Here is a 26,190-nt window from a genome sequence, read left to right as displayed (position 1 = left end):
ATCACTCTGGCCCGGAAGATCGGCCCCTTGACCGGGCCAGAAGATGGCGGAGACGCATATGGCCCAGGAAAACAGCGATCAGCCCAAAGGTGCGTTGCCGGTCGAGGAATTGGACGCCGCGCAGGCCGCCGATGAGGTTGCGGCGCTTGCCGATGAATTGCAGCGTGCCAACCAAGCCTATCACACTGACGATGCGCCGTTTATTTCCGACGCAGAATATGACGCCAGAAAGCTGCGCCTTGCCGCAATCGAAGCGCGGTTCCCCGAACTTCAGCCGCTGGACAGCCCCACCTCCAAGGTTGGGGCGGCACCTGACAGCCGCTTTGCCAAGGTTGCGCATCGTTTGCCGATGCTGTCGCTGGAAAATGCGTTTGACGATGATGACGTCACGGCCTTTGTCCAGCGCGTTCGCTTGTTCTTAAGCCTAGGCGATCAAGCGCTTGATGTGACGGCAGAACCCAAGATCGACGGCCTGTCGCTGTCTCTGCGTTACGAGGGTGGTGAGCTTGTGCTGGCATCGACCCGTGGCGATGGCGCGGTGGGCGAAAATGTGACGGCCAATGCCCGCACGATTGCCGACATCCCTCAGCGTCTGGCGGGCGATAATGTGCCGAAAATCGTGGAAATTCGCGGCGAATGCTACATGTCGCATGAGGATTTCGAAAAACTTAACCAATCTGATACGGGCCGCGTCTTTGCCAATCCGCGCAATGCGGCGGCTGGGTCATTGCGCCAGCTTGATCCGGCGGTAACGGCGGCACGCCCGCTGCGCTTTTTCGCCTATGCCTGGGGGGAGGTCAGCGCGCCTTTGGCCGATACACAGATGGGTGCCGTGATGCGTATGGCGGATCTGGGGTTTCAGGTGAACCCGCTGATGAAACTGTGCAAATCGGTCGAGGAGATGATCGCCGTTTGGGCCGGTATTGAACAGAAGCGCGCGACCTTGGGCTATGACATCGACGGCGTCGTCTACAAGGTCAACGATCTGGGCTGGCAGTCGCGGTTGGGAATGCGGTCCACCACGCCGCGTTGGGCTTTGGCGCATAAATTTCCGGCAGAACGTGCATGGACCCGGCTTGAGGCGATCGACATTCAGGTCGGGCGCACGGGCGCGCTTAGCCCGGTCGCGCGGCTTGCGCCGGTGACGGTGGGCGGTGTGGTCGTGTCAAATGCAACGCTGCACAATGAAGATTATATCGCCGGACGCGGGGCCGATGGGCACGAAATCCGCGGTGGCAAGGATATTCGCATCGGCGATTGGGTCGAAATCTATCGTGCGGGCGATGTGATCCCCAAGGTCGCCGAGGTGGATCTGAACAAGCGGCCCGTGGACAGCGCGCCCTATCATTTTCCGGCAACCTGCCCGGAATGCGGCTCTCCCGCGATCCGCGAGGAGGGGGACTCGGTCCGGCGTTGCACCGGTGGGCTGATCTGCCCCGCGCAGGCCGTCGAAAAGCTGCGTCACTTCGTTTCGCGTGCCGCATTCGATATCGAGGGACTGGGCGCGAAGCAGGTCGAGTTGTTCCACCGGCTGAATTGGATCGCACAGCCTGCCGACATATTCGACCTTGAGAAACGCGATGCGGAAGGTCGCAAGATGCTGGCCGCACGTGCCAAAGATTTTCTGGGTGCGCATTGGACCGAACGGGGCGAAGAAATCGCCGACGCCTATCGCGAATTGATGACGCAATCGGGCGTCGATCCGCTTAGCCTCGCGTCCGGCAATCTGCCGAAGGAATTGGAGCGGCTGTCCGCAAAACCCTTGGCCGAGATCAAGGGATGGGGCGAAACCAGCACGCGCAATCTGTTTCAGGCGATCGAACGCAAGCGCGAAATATCCATGGGACGCCTGCTTTTCTCGCTTGGTATCCGCCATGTGGGCGAGGTGGCGGCGAATGATCTGGCCCGCCATTACGGTGGTTGGGATCCGTTGGTCGCGGCACTTGATGCAGCCCATCCCGCGGCCGAGGCGCATCGCGTAGCTGATCTGGCCGTCCTGGAGGAACGCAAAAGGGCTGCTGCCGAAAACCGCCGCCCCCGGATAAGCGAGGCGCGGGCTGCGGCACTGGCCAAGGCCGAAATTCCTGCAGCCGCGCAGGCCGCATGGGCGGATCTGATAGCTGCCGATGGTATCGGTCCGGTTCTGGCGATGTCGCTGTCCGATGCGTTCGAAAATCCGCGCGAACGTCAGGCCATCGACCGTCTGACGGCTGCCCTGACCAAAATCCTGCCGCCCGAGAAACGTGCGACGGACAGCCAGATCACCGGGAAAACGCTGGTCTTTACCGGCACGCTGGAAAAGATGACGCGGGCCGAAGCCAAGGCGCGGGCCGAGGCGTTGGGGGCCCATGTCGCGGGTTCGGTTTCGGCCAAGACGGATCTGCTGATTGCGGGGCCGGGTGCAGGATCCAAGGCAAAAAAAGCGGCAGAATTGGGGATCAAGGTGATTTCTGAGGACGAATGGCTGGCGATCGCGCAATAGGTCGCCCTCCCGCGCTTTTCCCCCTGTTCGCGGGGCTGGAAACGCTGCCCGGCATCGGCCCGAAAGCCGCCGAAGCGTTCGCGCAGATGGGCGTGAGCCGTCCCCGTGATCTTGTCCTGACCCTGCCGCATTCGGGCATTCGCCGCCGTCCCATCGCGCGTCTGGCCGAGGCGCAGCCGCCTGAAATCGTCACGATAACGCTGACTGTCGAGCGCCATCAACCGCCGACCGGCAAGGGTCGGCCTTGGCGCGTCTATTGCAGCGACGGGAAATCGGACCTGCAGCTGGTGTTCTTTCACGCCCGGAAAGAGTGGATCGAGGCGCAGTTACCCGTGAGTGCGCGCCGCGTCATCTCGGGCAAGATCGAGCTTTTCGATGGCACGGCACAGATGGTCCATCCCGACCACGTGGCGCCCGAGCAAGCGCCGCCTTTGCCCGAGTTTGAGCCGGTCTATCCGCTTTCGGGTCGGTTGACGCAGGGCGTGGTCCAGAAAGCTGCGCGGGCGGCGATGACGCGCCTGCCCGAGATGGCCGAGTGGATCGATCCTTCCGTCCTGCAGCGCGAAGGCTGGCCCGCATTTGCCGATGCTTTGGCGCAGGCCCATGCGCCGCAGGGGGTGGCCAACCTTTCGCCCACCGATCCGGCGCGGGCACGGCTGGCCTATGATGAATTGTTCGCGCATCAGATGACCTTGGCGCTGTTGCGGCGTGACCGGCGCAGGCAGGCGGGCATACAGACGCAGGGCGACGACCGCCTGCGTGACAAGGTTCTGGCGGGTCTGCCGTGGCCGCCGACCGGGGCGCAGCGGCGCGCCGTGGCGGAAATCGCCGGCGATATGGCCGCGCCGCGCCGCATGAACCGGCTGCTTCAGGGCGATGTGGGCGCGGGCAAGACGCTGGTCGCCTTTATGTCGCTGCTGGTCGCGGTCGAGGCGGGTGGGCAGGGTGTGCTGATGGCGCCAACCGAAATCCTTGCCCGTCAGCATTTCCGTGCGCTTGAGCCCTTGGCGCGGCTTGCAGGCATTCGGCTTGAGGCGCTGACCGGGCGCGACAAGGGCGATGCCCGCGCCAATATACTGACCGATCTGGCCGAGGGGCGGATCGATATTCTGGTGGGCACCCATGCCGTGATCCAGAAAACGGTCGAATTTCACGACCTGCGGCTGGCGATCATCGATGAGCAGCACCGCTTTGGCGTGAACCAGCGGATGGAGCTGGGAACCAAGGGCAACCACCTGCCGCCCGACATGCTGGTGATGACCGCGACACCGATTCCACGCTCGCTTGCGTTGGCGCAGTTTGGTGACATGGACCTGTCGGTGCTGGACGAAAAGCCTGCCGGACGGCAGCCGATCAGAACGACCGTGATCTCGGACCAGCGGCTGGCCGAGGTCGTTGACGGTCTGGCCCGCGCATTGGAGGGTGGCGCGCGCGCCTATTGGGTCTGTCCGCTGGTTGAGGAAAGCGAGGCGGTGGACCTGACCGCCGCCGAAGAGCGGTTCAAGGCGCTGCGCGCCCGGTTCGGAGCCGATGTTCGCATGGTTCATGGCCAGATGCCGGCCGAGGAACGTGATGCCGCCATGTCCGCCTTTGCCAGCGGTGAGGCGCGTATTCTGGTCGCGACCACGGTGATCGAGGTGGGCGTGGACGTGCCCGAAGCGACGATCATCGTCATCGAACGGGCGGAAAGTTTTGGTCTTGCGCAGCTGCATCAATTGCGGGGGCGGGTCGGGCGCGGCAAGGCGTCGTCGAGCTGTCTGCTGATGTATCACGAACCGCTGTCGGAGACCGGGCGACGGCGTCTGGGGATCCTGCGCGAGACGGAAGATGGCTTCCGCATCTCGGAGGAGGATCTGGCCATGCGCGGCGCGGGCGACGTGATCGGAACGGCGCAATCCGGTCTGCCGCGTTTCCGCATCGCCGATCTGGAACGGCAGGCGGGATTGATGGCGCTGGCCCGGAAGGACGCGCAGGCATTTCTTGAGCGCGATCCAGCGATGGAAAGCGAGCGGGGCCATGCGGTCCGTCTGCTGTTGTGGCTGATGGAACAGGACCGCGCGATCCGCCTGATCTCGGCCGGTTGAACTTTTGTTCCGCGTTGCAGAAGAACGCGCCGCGTTAAGTTTTCAGCAAATGTTCCTAAAAAGTTCTTTACAGAATCGGCTCGCGATGAGAACAAAGGATAAACAAACCGTGGAGACTGACATGACTCGCGAAACTCTGGCCGATCTGGTGGGCGTCGTTGCGATTTCGGTGACGGCCATCATCCTGTTTTCCATGCCTGCGGTCACACCGATCCTGACTGCGGCGTGAAGCCCTGATTTCTTGAATTTTCCCTGCCCCGCGCTTTGGCGGCTTTATCGCCTGGTAAGCCGTGACCGTCCCCCGGTCGCAGAATGCGCGTAACTGCCGGTCCCGCAGGGGGCCGGCTTTTTCATGTCGGTTTCAGCTTATTCCGAAAGTGCCGTAAGAACGCCTCCGGCGGGGGTATTTGAAGAACCGAGAAATCAGGCGTCGATCGCGCCCAGCGTCGCGTCCCATGCCAACAGAATCGAGGCGTGGCGATTGGGAAATTCGCGGGCGGGAAGCAGGGTCTCCAATGCCTCGAACGGGGCTTGCGGGGCGGGTCCGTCCGTTTTCAGCATCGCTGCCAATTCGTCGCGGGCGCGGGCGATTTCATCGCGGCTGCGGCCAATAACCTGCTGGCCCAGCACACCCGCCGAGGCTTGACCAAGCGCGCAGGCCCGCACCTCTTGCGCGAAATCCGCTATGCGGCCGTTTTCCATCCGGACATGCGCCGTCACCGATGATCCGCATTGCGGGGAACGGCGATGGGCACTGCCGGTCGCATTCTCCAGCTTGCCCAGATGCGGGATGTCCGTGGCCAGTGCCAGAATGCGCCGCGAATAAAGCTGCATCAGATCGCTGTCGGAGGTTGCGGACATGGCCTTGGGCTTTCCCTGGGAGCGCGTCCCGACTAGATAGGTGCGGCAATGCCGAAAGGAAAGCCGATGTTCGATCCCGCCAGCTTGAAATATGACGCCAACGGTCTGATCCCCGTTGTGGCGCAGGATCATGCTTCGCATGAGGTGCTGATGGTCGCGTGGATGAACGCCGAGGCCGTGACGCAAACACTGGCGTCTGGGCGTGTGACCTATTGGTCGCGGTCGCGGCAGGCCTTCTGGATCAAGGGCGAAAGCTCGGGTCATGTGCAGAAACTGGTCGAACTGAGGGTGGATTGCGACCGTGATTGCTTGCTTGTGCTGGTCGATCAGACGGGGCCTGCCTGTCATACCAACCGGCGCAGTTGCTTTTACACCGCCGTGCGCGACGGGGCTGAGGTCGTGATCATGGCGCCTTCAGAGGCCTAGCATGACCCGGATCTGCGTGGGCGACACGCCTTGGTCCCGATAAAGCTGCAAGGCGCGGGCATCGTCGCGCTTGGCCAGCCGCTTGCCGTCATCGTCGCGGATCAGGCGGTGATGGTGATAGCGCGGCGTCGGCAGACCCAGCAGGCGTTGCAGCAGGATGTGGATATGGGTGCTTTCCAGCAGATCCGTGCCGCGGGTGACCAGCGTGATGCCTTGGGCCGCATCATCGACCACCACAGACAGGTGATAGCTGGTCCCCATGCCGCGCCGGGCCAAGACCACATCGCCGATTTTCGTTAGAAAATCGGTGTGCGACATATGCATTGGATGCGACATGGTTTCGTCGTGGAAGCCAAGCGTGCCGAGGCGCAGGTGATGAAACGCGCGGTCTGCGTTCAGGCGGATCGCGTCGTGCGGGTTAGCCTCGGCCATGGGACGATGACGGCAGGTGCCGGGATAGACCGGACCGTCGGGTCCGATGATCGGTGCACCTTCCTGCGGGGCCGACAACGCGGCGCGGATGTCGGCACGGTTGCAGTCACAGGGATACAGCAGGTCCAGCGCCGCCAGACGGTCCAGCGCCGATTGATAGGCGGGCAGGCGGTCCGACTGGCGCATGACGGGCTCCGGCCAGTCCAGCCCCAGCCAGTGCAGGTCGGTGGCGATCTGCGCCTCGTATTCCGGGCGGCTGCGGCTTTGGTCAATATCCTCGATCCGCAGCAGGAACCCGCCGGGCGAGGCCAGCCGCGCCGCCGTCAGCGCCGCGAAGGCGTGCCCCAGATGCAGCGGCCCGGTGGGCGAGGGCGCGAAGCGCGTTACTGTGTGGCCAGCCATGCCCGGAAATCCGCCTTGGCGCGATCGGTATAGGCCGGGTAGCGGTCCTTGCGGCCGCGCCGACCGCCGCGGATGTCATCAAGCGGCGGGTAAAGACCGAAATTCACGTTCATCGGCTGGAAGGTCTTGGCATCCGCGCCGCCGGTGATGTGGTTGACCAGCGCGCCCATGGATGTGGCGGGCGAGGGCGGGGGCAGGTCGCGCCCCAGCGCCTCGGCAGCGGCCATGCGGCCTGCCAGCAGACCCATGGCGGCGGATTCGACATAGCCCTCGACCCCGGTAACCTGACCTGCAAAGCGCAGGTTGGGGCGGGCGCGCAGCCGCAGCCGGTCGTCGATCAGCAAGGGTGAGTTCAGGAAGGTGTTGCGGTGGATGCCGCCCAACCGCGCGAAGCTGGCATTTTGCAGGCCGGGGATGCGGCGGAACACCTCGGTCTGGGCACCGTATTTCATCTTGGTCTGGAAGCCCACGATATTATACAGCGTCCCCAATGCGTTATCGCGGCGAAGCTGGACCACGGCATAGGCTTTTTCCGTGGGGTTGTGGGCGTTGGTCAGGCCCACGGGCTTCATCGGGCCGTGGCGCAGGGTTTCACGGCCGCGTTCGGCCATGACCTCGATCGGCAGGCAGCCGTCGAAATAGCCAGCCGTCTCGCCTTCGCGGAACTCGGCCTTGTCGGCGGCCAGCAGCGCGTCGATGAAGCCTTCGTAATCGGCCTTGGTCATCGGGCAGTTGATATAGGCGGTGCGTTCTTCCTCGGTCTCGCCCTTGTCGTAGCGGCTTTGCAGCCAGCAGACCTGCATGTCGATGCTGTCGGCATGGACGATGGGGGCGATGGCGTCGAAAAAGGCCAGCGCGCCTTCGCCCGTCGCCTGCAGGATGGACTGGCCCAGGGCCGCCGAGGTCAGGGGCCCGGTTGCGACGATCCAGCGGCCTTCCGTGGGCAGGTCGGTGATCTCTCCGGGGGCGAAGCTGACCAACGGGTGACCCTGCAGCACAGCTGTGACCGCCGCCGAAAAGGCATCGCGGTCCACGGCCAGCGCGCCGCCTGCGGGCAGGCGGTGTTTGTCGGCCATGGCCATGATCAGCCCGTCCGCCGCGCGCATTTCCCAATGCAACTGGCCCACGGCGTTCATCTGGTCGTCGTCCGAGCGGAAGCTGTTCGAGCAGACCATTTCCGCGCAATCGCCGGTGCGATGGGCAAAGGTTTCGACGGTGGGTCGCATTTCGTGCAGCACGACGGGCACGCCCGCCTGCGCGATCTGCCATGCGGCCTCGGATCCGGCCAGACCGGCACCGATGATGTGAACTGGTTCCATCGCATTCCCCTTCGCGTCAGGCGCGGGTCATAGCATCACGCCGCACCATGAGAAAGGGCGGCATCCGCTGGGGATGCCGCCCGATACTGTCAGCTTGAAGCCCGAGATCAGGCCTCGGCGGCTTCGCCTTCGGCTGCGGCTTCGGCATTGTCTTCCGAACGCAGGCCCGAGGGCGCGGCGATGTTCGCAATGACGAAGTTACGGTCGATCGTCGGTTTGACGCCTTTGGGCAGCACGATGTCTTCGATGTGGATGGTATCGCCGATCTGCTTGCCGGTCAGGTCAACCGTAATGTGATCGGGGATGTCCGAGGCGGTAACCATCAGTTCAACTTCGGGACGCACGACAACCAGAGTGCCGCCGCGCTTCAGGCCGGGGGCTTCGTCATGGTTGACGAAATCGACGTGGATGAACAGGTTCACGCGGGTGTTGCGGTGCAGGCGCATGAAATCGATATGCGTCGGCAGGTCTTTCACCACATCGCGCTGAACGCCGCGGCAGACGACGCGAACGTCTTCCTGGCCTTCCACTTTCAGGTTCCACAGCGTGGAAAGGAAGCGGCCAGCACGCAGCTTGGTCAGCAGATAGTTGAATTCGAGGGCGATCGGGGACGGGTCTTTACCGTCACCATAAACGATACCGGGCACCTTGCCTTCGCGGCGAGCTTGGCGGGCGGCCCCCTTGCCTGTCCCCGCGCGTGCCTCGGCCACCAGATCTGGGATCTCTTTGGCCATAATTTTATTCCTTTTCATAGGTTACTCGACCATCCTCCAAGGGTGCGTGGTCGAAGGCGCGCGTATAACGTGGCGCGTCTGCCTTGTGAAGCTAAAATTTGCAGCTTTCGGCACAAAATCGCTTGCCAGAATCTGTGGATCGGCGCAAATCCGTCAATGTAGTCGGAGTTTCATAAGTTGCGCCGTTTTCACTCACTCGATTATCTCAAAACCCTTCTGGCACTTTTCGTCGTGCTTGCACATACGAACTGGATGCAGAATCACCTGAGCCCCGGAATTTTCGTGCTGGGCAACGGTCTGATGCGGATTGTCGTGCCGCTGTTCTGCATCATTGCGGGCTATTTCCTGCAAGTTGCAATCGTGCGCGGTAAAGCGGGCAAATGGCTGCAGCGCGTGATGGCGCTGTATCTGTTCTGGATGCTGGCCTATCTGCCGATCTGGCAGGGGCAGGTGACGGGGGTCTGGTCGTTTGCCACCTCGATGTTCTGGGGTTTCTTTCACCTTTGGTTTCTGATCGGCCTGTTTTTCGGCGGGCTGGGGGTGATCGCGCTGAACTGGCTGGGGCGCCGGATTGCACCGTCGCACGCGCACTGGTTCATCATCCTGCCAGCCGTTGTTCTGGGGATCATGGGCGTTGCGATGCAATATGCCGACCTTACTGGGTTGGCGCATATTTCGGTGCAGCGGTATCGCAACGGATTTTTCATGTGCTTCCCCTTTGTGGCCATGGGCTTTCTGATCCGTTCCCGGATCGAGGCCGAGGGTTGGGGCGCCATGCCGCCGCGCCGTCAGGCCATTGCGTTCGCAGCGCTTGGCGTCCTGCTGCTGGCGGCCGAAGCTTGGTTCGTTCAGGCCCATCTGGGAACAAGCGTGCTGATCGAGGTTCCGCTGGCGACCTATCTGGCGGTGCCTGCGATGTTCATGTTGGCGCTACAGGTCGAAATGCCGCCGCAGCCGGTCGATCTGGGGCTGGTATCGGCCACGATCTATTTCCTGCATATCTGGGCGTTCCGCCTGGCCGATTATTTCGGCGTGCATGATCTGCTGGGGCTGATGGCGTTTGGCGTGCTGGTCCCGACGCTGGTCGCGCTGCTTTACAGCGTTCTGGTCGCGCGCATGGGTCGGCGCGTGCGCAAGAAGTCCGCGATCATCGCGCCGGGTCTGGGGCAGGCCGCGCCTGTGGCCGCAGCCGTCGCTGCCGCCATCACCATTGCCGAGCCGTGAACCTGCAGCCGGGTCAAGGCTGCAGGCAAATGATCGTGCTTACAGGTAGGGCTCAAGAAAATCGCGCGGGATCATCACGTTATGCCGCCCGATGTTTTTCACATCACGTTCACCGCAAAGTGCCATGGTGATGTCCAGCTCCTTGTGGATCACCTCAAGCGCCTTGGTCACGCCGGCCTCTCCCATCGCGCCAAGGCCGTAGATGAAGGCGCGGCCGATATAGGTGCCATGTGCGCCCATCGCCAAAGCCTTCAACACGTCCTGACCCGAGCGGATGCCACTATCCAGATGCACCTCGATGCGGTCGCCCACTGCCTCGACGATGTCGGGCAGCATACGGATCGAACTGGCCGCGCCGTCCAGCTGCCGACCGCCGTGATTGCTGACGATGATCGCGTCCGCGCCGAAATCAGCGGCGATGCGGGCGTCCTCGGGGTCGTTGATGCCTTTCAGGATCAGCTTGCCGCCCCAAAGATCGCGGATGCGGGCGATCTTTACCCAGTCAAGCTGCGGGTCGAATTGTTCTGCAGTCCAGCTCATCAGCGATGAGGTGTCGCCGACGCCCTTGGCATGTCCCACGATGTTGCCAAAGAAGCGGCGCTTGGTCTGCAGCATCTCAAGCCCCCAGCGCCATTTGGTCGCCAGATCCATCATCACCGGCAGCGTCATCTTGGGCGGGGCGGACAGGCCGTTTTTCAGATCCTTGTGGCGCTGGCCCAGAATTTGCAGATCCAGCGTCAGCACCAGCGCCGAGCAATTCGCCCGCTTGGCGCGTTCGATGATCGCCTCAAGGAATTCCTGGTCGCGCATGACGTAAAGCTGGAACCAGAACGGCGACTGCGTGGCCGCAGCGACATCCTCGATCGAGCAGATGGACATGGTGGAGAGGGTAAAGGGCACGCCGAATTTCTTGGCCGCCAGTGCCGCCTTGATCTCACCATCCGCAGATTGCATCCCGGTCATGCCGACCGGGGCAAGCCCCACCGGCATCGCGACCTTTTCGCCCGCCATGGTGCTTTCGGTGGTGCGGCCCGTCATGTCCACGGCGACCTTTTGGCGCAGCTTGATGCGCGCGAAATCGGTCGTGTTGTCGCGGAAGGTGCTTTCGGTATAGCTGCCGCTTTCCGCATAGTCGTAAAACATCTTCGGAACCCTGCGGCGATAAATGGCCTTCAGGTCGTCGATGCTGGTAATCACGGGCATGTGCGGTCCTCTCCTCCCATTGTTATTCTGTTGCGCCGTCTTGCGGCGGCGTGCAGCTGGTATCGCCTTCCGGGCATTCGTCCAGCGAGGTCTTGGCCAATGCGCTGGCACGGGCGCGCAGCGCATCAGCGCGGCGCTTCAGATCGGCGCTGTTGGCCGGGGTTGCGCCCGACCGGCCCGACAACCCGGCGGCACGGCCCTGCAAAGCGGCATCGGTTGCGGTCGGATCGGTCGCCGCATCCTGCGCATGTTCCGGCAGCGTCGGTTCGGCCAAAAGCTGGTCGGTGGGCATCAGTGCCGGGTAATCGCCCATGCGGTCGCCACAGCCAGCCAGCAGCAAAAGCGTCGCCGCATATCCGATCAGCTTAGCGTTCATGTCCCAGCCCTTCTTGGAAATCGTCGGAACCATAGGCGCTTGGTCAAGGTCTGGGCAAGATGCGCTATAAAGGCTGCGTCTGGACGCTGCGCGGATTGTCGTTATTTACTGCAATCCGGTCTTGGGCGCGATCCAGACCCGAAATCCCTTTTCCTCACCGCATTCGATTACGATATAAGACAGCATGAGCCTGCCACCCCAGTTCCTTGATGAAATCCGCGCCCGCGTGCCATTGTCGCGCGTCATCGGGCGCAAGGTGGTCTGGGATCAGCGCCGCTCGAATCAGGCCAAGGGGGATTGGTGGGCGCCTTGCCCATTCCATGGCGAAAAGACCGCATCCTTTCACGTCGATGACCAAAAGGGATTTTACTACTGCTTTGGCTGCCACGCCAAAGGCGACGCGCTGACCTTTCTGCGCGAGGCCGAGGGCATGAGCTTCATGGATGCGGTTGAGCTGATGGCGTCCGAGGCAGGCCTGCAAATGCCCGAACGCGACCCGCGCGCGGTGGAACGCGCCGACCGCCGCACCGAACTGGTCGAGGTGATGGAACAGGCCGTGCGCTGGTATCGGATGCAGCTTGGCATGGGCGTTGCCGAAGACGCGCGGGCCTATCTGAAGCGGCGCGGGCTGGACGGGGCGGCGGCCGAGCAGTTCGGCATCGGCTATGCGCCCGATCAGCGGCAGGGCCTGTTCAACGCGCTGCGCAGCAAAGGCATTGCCGAGGCGCTGATCGTCGAGGCAGGGCTTTGCGCCAAGCCCGATGACGGGGGTGCGCCGTTCGACCGGTTCCGGGGTCGCATCATGTTCCCGATCCGCGATGCGCGGGGGCGCTGCATCGCTTTTGGCGGGCGGGCGATGGACCCGAATGCGCGGGCGAAATATCTCAACAGCCCGGAAACGCCTTTGTTCGACAAGGGCCGCAACCTTTATAATATCGGTCCGGCCCGCGCGGCGGTCGCCAAAGGCAGGCCGCTGATCGTGGCCGAAGGTTACATGGACGTGATTGCGCTGGTGCGCGCGGGCTTCGACGGCGCTGTCGCCCCCCTTGGCACCGCGATCACCGAAGATCAGCTGCGGCTGATGTGGCGTATCTCGCCCGAGCCGGTGATTGCGCTGGATGGCGATACGGCGGGCCTGCGCGCCGCGATGCGCCTGATTGATCTGGCGCTGCCGATGACCGCGCCGGGGCAGGCCCTTCGCTTCGCCTTTCTGCCTGAGGGGCAAGACCCGGACGATCTGATCCGTGCCAAGGGTGCGCCTGCGATGTCTGGCGTGCTGGAAGACGCGCGGCCCTTGGTCGATCTGCTGTGGAAACGCGAAACCGAGGGCAAGGTTTTCGACAGCCCCGAACGCAAGGCGGCGCTGGACAAGTCGCTTGGCGACGCTATCGCCAGGATTGCCGACAAGGACACGCGCGACCATTATTTTCAGGCGCTGAAGAACCTGAAATGGGAGCTTTTTTCCAACCGCCGCCGCGATGTCGCGCCGCGTCCGCAGCAGGTCTGGCAACCCAAAGGGATGCGCGGGGTCGTGCCCGTGGCCCCGGTCGCGTCCACCCGCGCATCGCGGCTTTCCTCGCCCGAGGCGAATGAGCGCGCCGCCGAGGAGATGATCGAGGCGATGATCCTTGCGATCTGCGCCACCCATCCCCATCTGATCGGTCCGGTCGAGCCGCGTCTTGAAAGGCTGGAGCCGGGTGACGGCGACCGCGCGCAACTGGTCCATGATCTGCTGGCCGGATCGCAGTCGCAGGCGGGTCAACGCGCCCTTGAAAGCATCATGGCCGAGCCCCATGTCAAAGCGGCTCCGGCGATCCTGCGACCGCAGGATGGCGATGCGGCAGCGGAAATTCTGGCCAATGCTCTGGATCGCATCGAGGCGCGGCGCATTGCACGCGAAGAAATTGCCCGCGCCGTCGCCGAGATCGAAGGACTGGCCGATGAGGGGCTGACCTGGCGCGTGGCGCAATCGGCCCGCGCCCGGCAACAAGCCGACAGCCCGTCATTGGCCGACCTGTCCGATCTGGGCGAGGACCGGGAGGCGCTTGCGGCAGGTCTGCGCGCGGCGCTTCAAAACGAAATCTGGCGCAAACCGCGCCGCTGAACCGGGCAGGGGGCAGACGAATCGGCCTTCTGCCCCGAATCATATGGGCCTTTTTTGCGGGCTGCAGGCTTTGAAACTGCCAGCAAACTCGATTAGAAACGCCCGATAGCCGATCCCGATTCGCTGATTCGCGAATCAACGCTTCAAGGGAGCCAGCATGGCAGCCAACGACGACGACCAGAAGCCCGACACCAAGGACGACGATCACTCGCTGGACATGAGCCAAGCGGCGGTGAAACGCATGATCGCCGAAGGGCGTGAACGCGGCTTCATCACCTATGACCAGCTAAATGCCGTTCTGCCCCCCGAACAGGTCAGTTCCGACCAGATCGAGGATGTGATGTCGATGCTGTCCGAAATGGACATTCGCGTCGTCGAAACGGATGAGGAAGCGGACGAAGGCGAAAGCGCGGGCGAACTGGCGACGACCAGTTCCAATTCGCGCGAAGTCGCCATTGCCACGACCGAAACCGAAAAGCTGGACCGCACCGACGATCCGGTCCGCATGTATCTGCGCGAGATGGGCAGCGTCGAGCTGCTGTCGCGTGAGGGCGAGATCGCCATCGCCAAGCGGATCGAGGCCGGGCGCAACACGATGATCGCGGGTCTTTGCGAAAGCCCGCTGACCTTCAAGGCCATCACCATGTGGCGGCAGGAGCTTCTGGACGAAGACATCCTGCTGCGCGACGTGATCGATCTGGAAACCACCTTCGGCCGCTCGATGGACGAAGAGGGCGAGGATGAGGAAGTCCTGCCCGAAGAAGAGAACCCGCGTCCCGCAGGCAATTCGGCACAGCGCGAAGACGAGGAACTGGACGCCGACGGCAACCCCATGGGCCGTGGCGAGGATGACGAAGACGACGAGGACGGCCAGAACCTGTCGCTTTCGGCCATGGAAGCATCGCTGAAGCCCAAGGTGCTTGAGACGCTGGAAGCCATTGCGCAGGGCTACGAAGAACTGGCGCATATGCAGGACAACCGCATGTCCGCCACGCTGAACGAGGATGGCACCTTCTCGGCCGCTCAAGAGATCGCCTATCAGCACCTGCGTTCGCGCATCGTGGCGCTGGTGAATGAACTGCACCTGCACAACAACCGCATCGAGGCGCTGGTCGATCAGATCTACGGCATCAACCGCCGTATCGTGACCATCGATTCAGGCATGGTGAAGCTGGCCGATGCCGCGCGCATCAACCGCCGTGAATTCATCGACGCCTATCGCGGGTCCGAGCTTGACCCGACCTGGGTTGACCGCATGGCGGGCAACAAGGGTCGCGGTTGGCAGACCCTGTTCGAAAAATCGCGGCCGCAGGTCGAAAACCTGCGCGGTGACATGGCGATGGTCGGTCAGCACGTCGGCGTGGATATCGAAGAATTCCGCCGCATCGTGAACCAGGTCCAGCGCGGCGAGAAAGAAGCGCGTCAGGCGAAAAAGGAAATGGTCGAGGCCAACCTGCGTCTGGTGATCTCGATTGCTAAAAAATACACGAACCGTGGCCTGCAATTCCTTGATCTTATTCAGGAAGGCAATATCGGTCTGATGAAGGCCGTGGATAAGTTCGAGTATCGGCGCGGCTACAAGTTCTCGACTTATGCGACGTGGTGGATCCGTCAGGCGATCACGCGCAGCATCGCCGATCAGGCCCGCACGATCCGCATCCCGGTCCACATGATCGAGACGATCAACAAGCTGGTCCGCACCGGCCGCCAGATGCTGCACGAAATCGGCCGCGAGCCGACGCCCGAGGAACTGGCCGAAAAGCTGCAGATGCCGCTGGAAAAGGTCCGCAAGGTGATGAAGATCGCCAAGGAACCGATTTCGCTGGAAACCCCGATCGGGGACGAGGAAGACAGCCAGCTTGGCGATTTCATCGAGGACAAGAATGCCGTGCTGCCTTTGGACAGCGCCATTCAGGAAAACCTCAAGGAAACCACCACGCGGGTGCTGGCCAGCCTGACCCCGCGCGAGGAACGTGTGCTGCGGATGCGTTTCGGCATCGGCATGAACACCGATCACACGCTTGAGGAAGTCGGCCAGCAGTTCAGCGTGACCCGCGAACGTATCCGCCAGATCGAGGCGAAGGCGCTGCGAAAGCTGAAACATCCGTCGCGGTCGCGCAAGCTGCGGTCGTTTCTTGACCAATGAGTGATGTTTCACCTGCTGCGGGCGCCTTGGATGGTGCCCGTGCCGCTTGGGATTGCTTGCAAAGCGTGGCCCTGCCTGCGGGCTGGCGGCGTGATCTGACCGAAAACGGCTTTATCCAGCACGATCTGAGGTTCTATCACGGCGACGACTGGATGTTTTCGGCAGTGATGAATCAGGGCTGGGTGCTGTGGTATAGCCGCCGCCCCGCCATTCGCGCAGGTCTTGTGGACCCGGCCGCAATGCTGGACGCATTCCCCGACGCACGGTGGAAGGACAAGGGCGAGGTCAAGCTGCGCCTGTCCGACGAATCCCAAGCGCAGGCGGTGTGGGATTGGACGATGGGCCGCTGACCCACCGTCCAGGACCGTCAGCCGTGCTTTTCGACAAACCGCGCAAAGGCATCGACATATGCCTGCAGGAACTTCCGGATGCTTTCGTCTGTGATGCTGCCATCTGCTGCGAATGCCTCCTCCTTCCACTGCACATAGGCTTCGGGCTGGTGCATCACGACCATGTTCTGGTTCAGCAGCTCGCTTTTCAGATGCGACTGCGCCACAGCCGAGGCGATCGCGCCGCCCGAGGTTCCGGTCGCGGCAGCGGGCTTGCCCGACCATGAATTCTTGCCATAGGGGCGGCTGGCCCAGTCCATCGCGTTCTTGATCACGCCCGGAAAGCTGCGGTTGTATTCCGGCGTGACGACCAGCACCGCATCGGCGGCCTCGACTGTCTGCTTGAGTTCGGTGACCGAGGCAGGGACGTTTTCCCACAGATCCTCGTTGTAATGGGGCAGTGCGCCGATATTGACCTCGGTAAAGGTCAGCTTGCCTTCGGCCAGCTTTTCCAGCGCCTTGGCAAGGCGGCGGTTGATCGAATCCTTGCGAAGCGAGCCGACGAGAAGCGCAACGGTCTTGGTCATGGTCATCTCCTGATTACCGCGTTCGATAAAAAGCTAGGCAGATAATGCCCGGCTTCAAAGGGGGCTTTTGCTTGCAATTCCGGGGTAAAAGGTGAACAGTCGCGCGCAGAGCATAAAACAGTCAGAACTCGGGAAAACCGGATGCCGCAGGACGTGACGGGAAAAATTCAGGCATGGCTTGGGGATGCGGGAAATCTGCAACTTCTGGCCGGGCTGCTGGCGCTGGCGCTGGCGCTGTGCCTTGTTTCCCTGTGGCGAACACGGCGTTCGCAGGAACTGGCGCGGGGTGATCACGCTGGGCGAGAGGCGGATTGGCGCGCGCAGCTTGAAGGCGAATCGCACAAGCTGCGCGATCAGTTGCTTGCCGTCAGCCGGCTTGAGACGCGGGCCGAGTCGATCACCCAGCGGATGCAGGAGTTGCTGGAGGAACGGGACGGCCTGACCGATGCGCTGCATCGGGAGCGGCAATCCCTGTCCACAACCCAACGCCAACTGGCCGAAACGCGCCTTGCGGCCGAAAAGGACCGCGAGGCCGCTGAACGCGACATCGCCACCCTGCGCGAACTGCGCGAGGAGATGACGGGCCATTTCCGACTGATGGCGAATGAGACGCTGAAGTCGCAGGGCGTCGAGATGCAAAAGGCGCATGGCGATCAGTTGCACGCATTGCTTAATCCCTTTCGCGAGCAGGTGAACCGGTTCCAGACCGAATTGCAGGCGCGCAACAAGGCCACCGACGAAGAACGCGCGCGGCTCAAGGAACAGATCGAATATCTGCACAAAAGATCCGAGCAGATCTCTCAGGAAGCGGTGGCGCTGACCCGCGCGCTGAAAGGCGACAGCCAGAAGCGCGGCGCATGGGGAGAGATGATCCTTGAGCGTATTCTTGAGGATTCCGGCCTGATCTCGGGCACGCATTACCTGACTCAGACCAGTCATCGCGACGGCGATGGCAAGCTGTGGCGCCCGGACGTGATCGTCAAGATGCCCCAGCGCAAGCTGCTGGTGATCGACAGCAAGGTGTCGCTGAACGCCTATGAGGAGGCGGTGAACCTTGAGGACGGCGTGCTGCGCGAAGCTGCGCTGCGCCGCCACGTGCAATCGGTTCGCGGCCATGTGCAGCAGCTTGCCGCCAAGGGCTATCAGGCGCTGGACGAAGGTTCGGTGGATTACGTCCTGATGTTCATCCCGGTCGAAGGCGCGTTTTCCGAAGCCCTGCGGGTCGATCCCGATCTGGCCCGTTTCGCGATGGAAAACCGCGTGGGGCTGGCGACGCCGACCACGTTGATGCTGACCCTGCGCACCGTCGATCACATCTGGACGGTCGAGCGGCGCGAAAGCAATGCCATGCAGATCGCTTCCCGCGCGGGCCAGCTTTATGACAAGTTGCACGGCTTCGTCTCATCAATCGAGGATGTGGGGGTCGCACTGGACAAGGCGCAGAAAAGCCATGCGACGGCGATGGACCGGCTGACCCGCGGGTCGGGCAATGTCATCCGGCAGGCCGAGATGCTGCGCGAACTGGGTGCGCGCACGCAGAAAAGCCTTGCGCTGGATCATGATGCGGACAGCCTGCCGCCACCAAGTGAGGCAGCCGAATAACCGATTTCGCAATAGCAAAGAAATTGACGGCCATAGGGCGGGATACGCGGAAAACTGCTTTTCCTTTTCGGCCCTTTGTGGAAACTAGGCCTGACACGGGCAGGCACATTCGGGCCGGATAACTGGGCGGCAAGGGCGGCGGCATGGCATCAGGAAACCGATCGCAGAAAACGCAAGGGCTTGGCCTGATTGCACCCCCCTTGGGGTATGCGGTCCTTGTCATGGCCGCGCCATTGCTGACGATCCTGGCCTATTCCTTTCTCAAGGACGGCTACCTGACGGTCATTCGCGAATTCACCTTCGACAATTACCGCACGGTCTGGGGCGACCCGATCTTTCACAAGATCATGCTGCGTTCGCTGGGCGTGGCCGCGCTGGTCACGCTGGTGACGGTGGTTCTGGCCTTCCCGGTTGCCTATTTCCTAAGCTTCGTGGTCGATCCCAGGAAAAAGTCGATGTGGCTTTTCCTGATCACCATACCGTTCTGGACCAGCTACCTGATCCGGGTTTTCCTGTGGAAGGTGATCCTCGGCTATAATGGTGTGATCAATTCCGGGCTGAAATCGCTGGGCATCATCGAACAGCCGCTGACCTTCATCCTGTATAACGTCAATTCGATGGTCATCACGCTGGCACATGCCTATGCGCCCTTTGCGATCCTGCCGATCTTCATCGCGCTGGAAAAGATCGACCGCTCGTTGCTGGAAGCGGGGCGCGATCTGGGTGAAAGCCGCATCATGACATTCTGGCGTGTGACGTTGCCCTTGGCGATGCCGGGCGTGGTCGCCGCGGCGCTGATCGTCTTTATCCCGACCATCGGGGACTATGTGACGCCCGCCCTGATAGGTGGGGGCAAGATCCCGATGATCGCCAATATGATACAGGCGCAGATGCTGGATCTGGATAACCGGCCAATGGGTTCGGCGCTGGCGGTGACCGCAATGCTGATCGTGGCGATCATGTCGCTGATCTTCGTCGCGCTGAACCGACGCTTCCTGAGGGTGAAGCAATGAAGGGCGGCGGTCTGCGGATCTATGCGATCCTTTATCTGCTGTTCCTTTACGCGCCGATCATCCTGCTGCCGATCTTTGCGTTCAATTCCGGCACGATCATCGCCTTTCCGCTGAAAGGGTTCACGACCGACTGGTTCGGCCAGATGTTCGAGAATGCCTCGTTGCGGCGCGCGCTGACGAATTCGTTGATCATCGCGGTGTCATCTTCGGTCTTTGCGACCTGTCTGGGGGTGTTCGCGGCCCGCGCCTCGACCCGGTTCGAATTTCCGGGCAAGGGTCCGATCATGGGCCTGATCATGCTGCCGCTGGTCCTGCCCGAGATCATCGTCTCGATCTCGCTTCTGGTGGTGTTGCTGTCGATCGGGGTGCAGTTGAACATCCTGACGGTGATCCTTGGCCATACGCTGATCTGCATGCCCTATGCCACGGTGATCCTGTCCACGGCCTTCAACTCGCTCGACCGTTCGCTTGAGGAAGCGGCCTATGATCTGGGCGAAACGAAGTGGAGCGCGTTCCGGCTGGTCATCCTGCCGCTGGTCATGCCGGGCATCATCTCGTCCCTGCTGATGAGCTTTACGATCAGCCTGGACGAATTCATCATCGCTTTCTTCCTGGCCGGAAACGAACCGACGCTGCCGACCTATATCTTCAGCCAGCTGCGTTTCCCCAAGCAGATCCCGATGATCATGGCACTGGGGACGGTGTTGGTGGTGATGTCGATCATCCTGCTGACCATTGCCGAATATTTCCGCCGTCGCGGTATCGCGAAGACCGGCGCCAAGGATACCGGAGGCTTCCTGTGACGACGACCAGCACCGCAGAACACCGCGCGCGCACCGCCACTGCAAAGCCGATGATCGAATGTCGGAACGTGCAGAAATATTACGGCGATTATCACGCGCTGCGGGGCATCGACCTGACGATACGGGAAAGCGAATTCTTCTCGCTGCTCGGCCCCTCGGGTTGCGGCAAGACCACGCTTTTGCGCACGATTGCTGGGTTTGAGGATATTTCCTCGGGCGTCGTGCTGATCGACGGGCAGGATATGCAGGATGTGCCTGCAAACCGCCGCCCGACAAATATGGTGTTCCAGTCTTATGCGATCTTTCCGCATCTGACCGTGGCCGAGAACGTGGGCTTCGGCCTGCGCCGTGATCCGCGCAGCAAGGCCGAAAAGGCCGCGGCGGTCGAGGAAGCCTTGGCCATGGTCGGCCTTAAGGGTTACGGCGCCCGTGCCAGCCATGCGCTGTCGGGCGGCCAGCGCCAGCGGGTCGCTTTGGCCCGCGCCCTGATCCTGAAACCCAAGGTGCTGCTGCTGGATGAGCCGCTATCGGCGCTGGACCGCAAGATGCGCGAACAGATGCAGGTTGAATTGATCAAGCTGCAGCGTCAGGTCGGCATCACCTTCGTTCTGGTCACCCACGATCAGGAGGAGGCGCTGGTCATGTCCGACCGCATTGCCGTCATGTTCGATGGCCAGATCGCCCAGCTTGACGGCCCCGAGGCGCTGTATGCCCGTCCGACCAGCCGTCGCGTGGCGAATTTCATCGGCGTGATGAACTTCCTGCCCGCGCATGTGCTGGGCGAAACCGCAAGCGGGGTCGAGGTTGACGTGCCCGGCCTTGGCCGCGTCGAGATTCCCATGTCGAATGTCAGCAAATCCGATCCCGGCGACGAAGGCCCGACCGTTGGTTTCCGCCCCGAGGCCGTGTCGCTGGTCGCCCCCGGTCAGCCGCAGCAAAGCCGCGCGACGGCGGGTGTCATCGACGAGGTCGTCTATTATGGCGACATGACCTATTACGACGTGCGGCTGGACGGTTCGGCCAGCGCGGACGGACGGGCGCGTCCGGTCCGCATCGCGATGCGCAACGTCTTTGGTCGCGAGGTGCAGGATGTCGGCACGCGCACGAATGTGAGCTGGTCTCCGGGGTCTTTGGTCCTGTTTCGCTGATTTCCGCTGATTTCCGTATGATTCAGCAAAATCTTGCCGTGGCCGATTTGCGGAGCCGCGCATGACGTGCCACCTTCCGTCCATACTGCAACAGACGGAGATCCAAGATGATCGCACGTTCCGCCATCCTTCCTGCACTGGCCGTCGCCGCCTCGACGCTGACCGCCGGTTTCGCCTTTGCCCAGGAAGCTGCGCCTGCCGCCCCGGCAGCGCCCGCCGCCGAAGCTCAGGCCCAGGGCGAGGCTCCTGCCGCCGCCATGCAGGACAGCGGCGCGGCCTATGAAAGCGCCCGCAACCAGCTGGGCGTCCTGAGCTATTGCCAGGACAAAGGCTTCATCGACGGCAAAGCGGTCGAGACGCAGACCAAGCTGCTGACCATGATCCCCGCAGGCGACACCGCCAAGGGCGATGCTGCCGAAGCCAAGGGCAAGGAAGGCACCGTTTCGGCCATGGGGGTCGAGCGTTCGCTGGCTGATGCCGCGACCGAACAGCAGACCACCGAAGATGCGCTGTGCAAACAGATGGACGCGCTGCTTCAGCAGCTTGCGACGCAAGTTCCGGCCTGATCCGCTTTCCATGGGGCAGGGCGGCTGGACCGCCGCCCGGCTCAAAGGGCCGATCCCGCGTCATGCGGGGTCGGCTTTTTCGTGCCCGATCACAGTGGCGGCAATCCGGCCTGCGTCTTGCGCGGCAAGGCGCTGCGGATCAGACGATAGCTGTGACGCAGCCGATGCGCCAATTCATCGGGCGCGGAATCCAGCGGCAGCGCGACCCAGCTTCCATGCATATAGGCTGCGCGTTCCGCGACCCCGGTTTCAATTAGCAACGCGGCCAGTTCCACGCTGTCGGTCTTGACTGAAACATGCGTGCCAACCGTTCCGATCACGGCAAATATCTTGCCGCCGACTTTCCAGCAATCATGCCCGCCACCCCACGGGTCGGACCATTCGGCCCCCGGCTGTGCAGCGCAGATTTCATTGACCAATTCACGGCTCATCCGATCACTGTTGCAGCGTCTCTTGGCAGAGGCAAGGCGATGGTTTATGGCGGATGCATGAAGTTCGACGCCGCCACCATCCGCTGCATCATTACCGGCTGAAAATTCAGGCGGGCGTTCCTTCGTGACCAATGCGCCCGCATCAGGGGCAAAGTCCGAGGGAAGCCATGGTCGAGATCAGACTGACGAATACCAAGACGCGCGGGAAACAGGTTTTCCAGCCCATCGACCCCGAAAACCTGCGCATCTATCTGTGCGGCCCGACGGTCTATGACCGCGCCCATCTGGGCAATGCCCGTCCCGTGGTGGTGATCGACATGCTGGTGCGGCTTTTGCACCACGTCTATGGCGCGGATCGCGTGACCTATGTGCGCAATTTCACCGATGTCGATGACAAGATCAACGCGACCGCCCTGCAGCGCCAGAAAGCAGGCGTCCCCGGCTCGCTTGAGGATCTGATCCGCGAACGCACCGCCGAAACGATCGCCTGGTATCACGCCGACATGGATGCGCTGGGGGCGCTGCGCCCGGACCATGAGCCGCGCGCCACCGACTACATCCCGCAGATGATCGCGATGATCGAAAGCCTGATCGACGGCGGCCATGCCTATGCGAAGGACGGCCATGTGCTGTTCCGCGTGCGCTCTTTCGCGGAATACGGCCGTCTTTCGGGCCGCTCGGTCGATGACATGATCGCGGGTGCGCGGGTCGAGGTCGCGCCCTTCAAGGAAGACCCGATGGATTTCGTGCTGTGGAAGCCCTCGGATGCCGAGCTTCCCGGCTGGGACAGCCCTTGGGGCCGGGGGCGGCCCGGCTGGCATATCGAGTGCTCGGCCATGTCGCATGAACTGCTGGGCGACAGTTTCGACATCCACGCGGGCGGCATCGACCTGCAATTTCCGCACCATGAGAATGAGATCGCGCAAAGCTGCTGCGCCCATCCGCATGGCGAATTCGCCCGTATCTGGCTGCATAATGAAATGCTGCAGGTCGAAGGCAAGAAGATGTCCAAATCGCTGGGCAATTTCTTCACCGTCCGCGACCTTCTGGAAAAGCGCGTTCCGGGAGAGGTCATTCGGTTTGTCCTGCTGTCCACACATTACCGCAAGCCGATGGACTGGACCTCGGACAAGGCGCAAACCGCCGAGGATACCTTGTGGGACTGGCGGGTGCTGACCAAGGGCGTCACACCTTCGACCCCCGATCCGCGCGTGATCGAGGCATTGGCCGATGACCTGAACACCGCAGGCGCGATCGCCGTGCTTTACAGCCTTAAGGACGATCCGGCACGGCTGCTGGCCTCGGCGCAGTTCATGGGGCTGTTGCTGCCGGATATGGGCGATTGGATGCGCCACGATCTGGGCCGCATCGAGAATGTGAACTTCTCGGTCAAGGATGCGCTGGAAAGCCTGACTGCAAAGCTGACTGACCTGCGCGCGGCGGCGATGGCCAGCAAGGACTTTTCCGGCGTGGACGCGTTGAAAACCGCGTTGACCGATGCCGGGGTCGAGGTGCGGATGTCGAAAACCGGCATCGAATTGCTTGCGGGCCCGCGCCTTGATGCCGCCGCCCTGGGGGCTTTGCTGTGACCGAACGGCTTTATATCTATGACACGACGCTGCGCGACGGGCAGCAGACGCAGGGTGTTCAGTTTTCGGCCGCCGAAAAGGTCGAGATTGCGCTGATGCTGGACCAGCTTGGTGTCGATTACATCGAAGGCGGATGGCCCGGTGCCAATCCGACGGACAGCGAATTCTTCGCAACCGCACCCGCGACCCGCGCCACGATGACGGCGTTCGGCATGACCAAGCGCAGCGGGCGGTCGGCGGAAAACGACGAAGTGCTGGCGGCGGTGATGAATGCGGGCACGTCCTCGGTCTGTCTGGTCGGCAAGACCCATCCCTTTCACGTGCGTGAGGCGCTGGGGATCACGCTGGACGAAAACCTTGAAAACATCCGCGCCTCGATCGCACATCTGGTCGCGTCAGGCCGCGAGGCGCTGTTTGATGCCGAGCATTTCTTTGACGGCTATGCCGATGATTCGGCTTATGCCGTTGCCTGCCTGCGGGCCGCGCTGGATGCGGGCGCGCGGTGGATCGTGCTGTGCGACACCAATGGCGGCACCTTGCCGGGTCGCGTGGGCCAAGTGACGCGGGCGGTCATCGCGGCAGGTATTCCGGGCGATCATCTGGGCATCCATTGCCATGATGACACCGGCAATGCGGTCGCCTGCACGCTGGCCGCTGTGGATGCGGGCGCGCGCCAGATCCAGGGCACGCTGAACGGTCTGGGCGAACGCTGCGGCAATGCCAGCCTGACGACGCTGCTGCCGACGCTGGTGCTGAAAAAGCCCTATGCCTCGACGCTGGAAATCGGTCTGACCCGCGACGCGCTGGCGGGGCTGACCCGCATCTCGCGCCGGTTGGACGAAATCCTGAACCGAGCGCCGTCCCGCGCTGCGCCCTATGCCGGGACGTCGGCCTTTGCCCACAAGGCTGGGCTTCATGCCAGCGCGATCCTGAAAAACCCCGCCACCTACGAACATATCGACCCCGGCGTGGTCGGCAATGAACGCATCATCCCGATGTCGAACCAGGCGGGCCAGTCGAACCTGCGCGCCAGGCTGGCCGAGGCCGGGATTGCCGTTGAACGTGACGACCCGGCCCTGTCGCGCATCCTTGATCTGGTGAAAATGCGCGAGGAGGCGGGCTATGCCTATGACGGCGCGCAGGCTAGCTTTGAGCTGCTGGCCCTGACCGAACTGGGCCGGATGCAGCATTTCTTCGACGTGGACCGCTACCGCGTCACGATCGAGCGGCGCAAGAATGCCGCCGGCCGCCGCATCTCGGTGTCCGAGGCGGTGGTCGTGGTGCAGATCGGTGGGCAGCGGATGCTGTCGGTCAGCGAAAGCATCGGCCCGGACGGTGATGATCTGGGCCCGGTCAACGCGCTGTGGCGGGCGCTGGCCAAGGATCTTGGTCCTTATCAGACGGCGATCAGCGACATGCACCTGACCGATTTCCGCGTCCGCATTACCGGCGCGGGGGTCGAGGCGACCACGCGCGTCAATATCGAAAGCGCCGATCATCAGGGCCATCGCTGGTCCACCGTGGGCGTATCACCGAACATCGTCGATGCCAGTTTCGAGGCGCTGGTCGAAGCGATCCGCTGGAAGCTGATCCGCGACAAGGTGACCCCGGCATGAGCCTTGATCTTTGCGCCGACACCTTGCGCGAACACGATCCCGACCGCTTCGGCATCTGCCTGCTGGCCCCTGCAGATGCGCGGCCGAAGCTGCTGACGCTTTACGCGCTGAACCTTGAGCTTGCCCGCGCGCCCTTGGCCTCGAACGAGCCGCTGATCGCAGAAATGCGGCTGCAATGGTGGATCGAACGGCTGGAGGATCTGGGTCAGGGCAAGCCGCAATCGCATGAATTGCTGACGCCTTTGGCCGAGGCCTGGGGTCCACGTGCCGCGGCTTTTGCCGCGCTGGCCGAACCCCGCCGCCGCGACACGGCGCGCGAGCCGCATGACGGGCCGGAAGCCGTCGCGGCATATGTGCGGGCAACTGCCGTGCCGCTGGCGCTATTCGCCGCCGAGGCCCTTGATGATGGGCCGAAGGCGGCGACGCCCGCCATTCAGGCGCAGGCCGAAGGGGCGGGGATTGCCAATTGGCTGGCGGGTCTGCCGGCACTTCAGGGCTTGGCGCTGGGGCTTTGGGATCCCTCGCCCGAAGCGCTGGCCACGCTTGCCAGCATGGCACGCGCCAAGCTGGCCGAGGCAAAGGCGCATCGCCGCCAGGTTCCGCGGCGCGTCGCCCCGATCCTGTTCGCAGGCGCAGGCGTCAAGCCGATCCTTGCTGCCGCGCCCAAGGGGATCGAGGCGCTGAATGCCGTGCAACCCTCGGAATTCCGCAAG

Annotated in this window: 23 protein-coding genes; 15 read left to right on the top strand and 8 right to left on the bottom strand. The window is 62.8% G+C overall.

Translation table 11 applies throughout. The annotated features are described in order from the left end of the window. The first annotated feature begins 58 nt into the window (after window positions 1-58). Together ligA and recG are read left to right on the top strand one after the other, a co-directional pair. Window positions 59-2,482, top strand: coding sequence for an NAD-dependent DNA ligase LigA (gene ligA / locus FN835_RS05680; RefSeq protein WP_185958597.1), 2,424 nt, complete (start codon window positions 59-61; stop codon window positions 2,480-2,482). Then, complete coding sequence (gene recG / locus FN835_RS05675) at window positions 2,461-4,566, top strand: ATP-dependent DNA helicase RecG (RefSeq protein ID WP_142662246.1); 2,106 nt, start codon at window positions 2,461-2,463, stop codon at window positions 4,564-4,566. Before ligA ends, recG begins: the two co-directional genes overlap by 22 nt. 423 nt (window positions 4,567-4,989) lie before the next feature. Here recG and FN835_RS05670 read toward each other — a convergent pair whose 3' ends face one another. After that, the gene (locus FN835_RS05670; RefSeq protein WP_142662245.1) at window positions 4,990-5,427 is read right to left on the bottom strand and encodes an iron-sulfur cluster assembly scaffold protein; all 438 of its coding nucleotides are present in this window, start codon (window positions 5,425-5,427) and stop codon (window positions 4,990-4,992) included. Window positions 5,428-5,493: 66 nt separating this feature from the next. Here FN835_RS05670 and hisI point away from each other — a divergent pair, with 66 nt between their 5' ends. Then, window positions 5,494-5,853 carry a phosphoribosyl-AMP cyclohydrolase gene (gene hisI, locus FN835_RS05665; RefSeq protein WP_142662244.1) on the top strand — a complete coding sequence of 120 codons (360 nt, stop codon included), beginning with the start codon at window positions 5,494-5,496 and terminating at the stop codon, window positions 5,851-5,853. Here hisI and gluQRS read toward each other — a convergent pair. From gluQRS to FN835_RS05650, 3 genes are all read right to left on the bottom strand, one after another. Further along, window positions 5,842-6,687 carry a tRNA glutamyl-Q(34) synthetase GluQRS gene (gene gluQRS, locus FN835_RS05660; protein ID WP_142662243.1) on the bottom strand — a complete coding sequence of 282 codons (846 nt, stop codon included), beginning with the start codon at window positions 6,685-6,687 and terminating at the stop codon, window positions 5,842-5,844. The genes hisI and gluQRS overlap by 12 nt on opposite strands. After that, a complete protein-coding gene (gene trmFO / locus FN835_RS05655) occupies window positions 6,669-8,006 on the bottom strand; it encodes a methylenetetrahydrofolate--tRNA-(uracil(54)-C(5))-methyltransferase (FADH(2)-oxidizing) TrmFO (protein WP_142662242.1) in 1,338 nt (445 codons plus the stop codon). Before trmFO ends, gluQRS begins: the two co-directional genes overlap by 19 nt. Before the next feature lie 107 nt (window positions 8,007-8,113). Further along, the gene (locus FN835_RS05650) at window positions 8,114-8,740 is read right to left on the bottom strand and encodes a 50S ribosomal protein L25/general stress protein Ctc (protein ID WP_142662241.1); all 627 of its coding nucleotides are present in this window, start codon (window positions 8,738-8,740) and stop codon (window positions 8,114-8,116) included. A 177-nt stretch (window positions 8,741-8,917) separates the two neighbouring features. Between FN835_RS05650 and FN835_RS05645 the strand changes: the two genes are divergently transcribed. Next, window positions 8,918-9,964 (top strand): acyltransferase family protein, encoded by a 1,047-nt coding sequence (locus FN835_RS05645; RefSeq protein WP_142662240.1) that lies wholly within the window; start codon window positions 8,918-8,920, stop codon window positions 9,962-9,964. 39 nt (window positions 9,965-10,003) lie between these two features. Here the strand turns inward: FN835_RS05645 and FN835_RS05640 are convergent, their stop codons facing one another. Together FN835_RS05640 and FN835_RS05635 are read right to left on the bottom strand one after the other, a co-directional pair. Then, window positions 10,004-11,167 (bottom strand): alpha-hydroxy acid oxidase, encoded by a 1,164-nt coding sequence (locus tag FN835_RS05640; protein ID WP_142662239.1) that lies wholly within the window; start codon window positions 11,165-11,167, stop codon window positions 10,004-10,006. 22 nt (window positions 11,168-11,189) lie between these two features. Continuing rightward, a complete protein-coding gene (locus tag FN835_RS05635; RefSeq protein ID WP_142662238.1) occupies window positions 11,190-11,543 on the bottom strand; it encodes a hypothetical protein in 354 nt (117 codons plus the stop codon). A 184-nt stretch (window positions 11,544-11,727) separates the two neighbouring features. On the opposite strand from FN835_RS05635, the gene dnaG reads away from it, so the two are divergent. From dnaG to FN835_RS05620, 3 genes are all read left to right on the top strand, one after another. Then, entirely contained in the window at window positions 11,728-13,647 is a 1,920-nt protein-coding gene (gene dnaG, locus FN835_RS05630; protein ID WP_142662237.1) for a DNA primase, read from the top strand. 157 nt (window positions 13,648-13,804) lie between these two features. Next, a complete protein-coding gene (rpoD, locus tag FN835_RS05625; RefSeq protein WP_142662236.1) occupies window positions 13,805-15,793 on the top strand; it encodes an RNA polymerase sigma factor RpoD in 1,989 nt (662 codons plus the stop codon). Further along, window positions 15,790-16,143, top strand: coding sequence for a hypothetical protein (locus FN835_RS05620; RefSeq protein WP_142662235.1), 354 nt, complete (start codon window positions 15,790-15,792; stop codon window positions 16,141-16,143). The genes rpoD and FN835_RS05620 overlap by 4 nt, the downstream gene beginning before the upstream one ends. A gap of 17 nt (window positions 16,144-16,160) precedes the next feature. Here the strand turns inward: FN835_RS05620 and FN835_RS05615 are convergent, their stop codons facing one another. Further along, the gene (locus tag FN835_RS05615; RefSeq protein ID WP_142662234.1) at window positions 16,161-16,709 is read right to left on the bottom strand and encodes an NADPH-dependent FMN reductase; all 549 of its coding nucleotides are present in this window, start codon (window positions 16,707-16,709) and stop codon (window positions 16,161-16,163) included. 141 nt (window positions 16,710-16,850) lie between these two features. Between FN835_RS05615 and FN835_RS05610 the strand changes: the two genes are divergently transcribed. From FN835_RS05610 to FN835_RS05590, 5 genes are all read left to right on the top strand, one after another. After that, complete coding sequence (locus FN835_RS05610; protein ID WP_142662233.1) at window positions 16,851-18,311, top strand: DNA recombination protein RmuC; 1,461 nt, start codon at window positions 16,851-16,853, stop codon at window positions 18,309-18,311. Window positions 18,312-18,454: 143 nt separating this feature from the next. Further along, window positions 18,455-19,324, top strand: coding sequence for an ABC transporter permease (locus tag FN835_RS05605; RefSeq protein WP_142662232.1), 870 nt, complete (start codon window positions 18,455-18,457; stop codon window positions 19,322-19,324). Next, window positions 19,321-20,127: an ABC transporter permease gene (locus FN835_RS05600; RefSeq protein ID WP_142662231.1), complete on the top strand. Its 807-nt coding sequence runs from the start codon at window positions 19,321-19,323 to the stop codon at window positions 20,125-20,127. Before FN835_RS05605 ends, FN835_RS05600 begins: the two co-directional genes overlap by 4 nt. Window positions 20,128-20,177: 50 nt before the next feature. Next, on the top strand, window positions 20,178-21,275 hold the full coding sequence (locus tag FN835_RS05595) for an ABC transporter ATP-binding protein (protein ID WP_142662543.1): 1,098 nt from the start codon (window positions 20,178-20,180) through the stop codon (window positions 21,273-21,275). 107 nt (window positions 21,276-21,382) lie between these two features. Beyond that, the gene (locus tag FN835_RS05590) at window positions 21,383-21,841 is read left to right on the top strand and encodes a pore-forming ESAT-6 family protein (protein WP_142662230.1); all 459 of its coding nucleotides are present in this window, start codon (window positions 21,383-21,385) and stop codon (window positions 21,839-21,841) included. Window positions 21,842-21,930: 89 nt separating this feature from the next. On the opposite strand, the gene FN835_RS05585 is transcribed toward FN835_RS05590, so the two are convergent. Then, window positions 21,931-22,272 (bottom strand): MmcQ/YjbR family DNA-binding protein, encoded by a 342-nt coding sequence (locus FN835_RS05585; protein WP_142662229.1) that lies wholly within the window; start codon window positions 22,270-22,272, stop codon window positions 21,931-21,933. A 167-nt stretch (window positions 22,273-22,439) separates the two neighbouring features. On the opposite strand from FN835_RS05585, the gene cysS reads away from it, so the two are divergent. The 3 genes from cysS to FN835_RS05570 form a co-directional block, all read left to right on the top strand. Next, entirely contained in the window at window positions 22,440-23,861 is a 1,422-nt protein-coding gene (gene cysS, locus FN835_RS05580; RefSeq protein ID WP_142662228.1) for a cysteine--tRNA ligase, read from the top strand. After that, complete coding sequence (gene cimA / locus FN835_RS05575) at window positions 23,858-25,477, top strand: citramalate synthase (protein WP_142662227.1); 1,620 nt, start codon at window positions 23,858-23,860, stop codon at window positions 25,475-25,477. The genes cysS and cimA overlap by 4 nt, the downstream gene beginning before the upstream one ends. Next, a partial coding sequence (locus tag FN835_RS05570) for a squalene/phytoene synthase family protein (RefSeq protein WP_142662226.1) occupies window positions 25,474-26,190 on the top strand: 717 nt, incomplete at its 3' end. The genes cimA and FN835_RS05570, both read left to right, overlap by 4 nt.

Origin of the sequence: Paracoccus laeviglucosivorans, from assembly GCF_900182695.1 — a bacterium.
GTDB lineage: Bacteria > Pseudomonadota > Alphaproteobacteria > Rhodobacterales > Rhodobacteraceae > Paracoccus > Paracoccus laeviglucosivorans.
The sequence above is the reverse complement of the archived record's forward strand: the minus strand, read 5'-3'. Positions and strand labels throughout refer to the sequence as shown.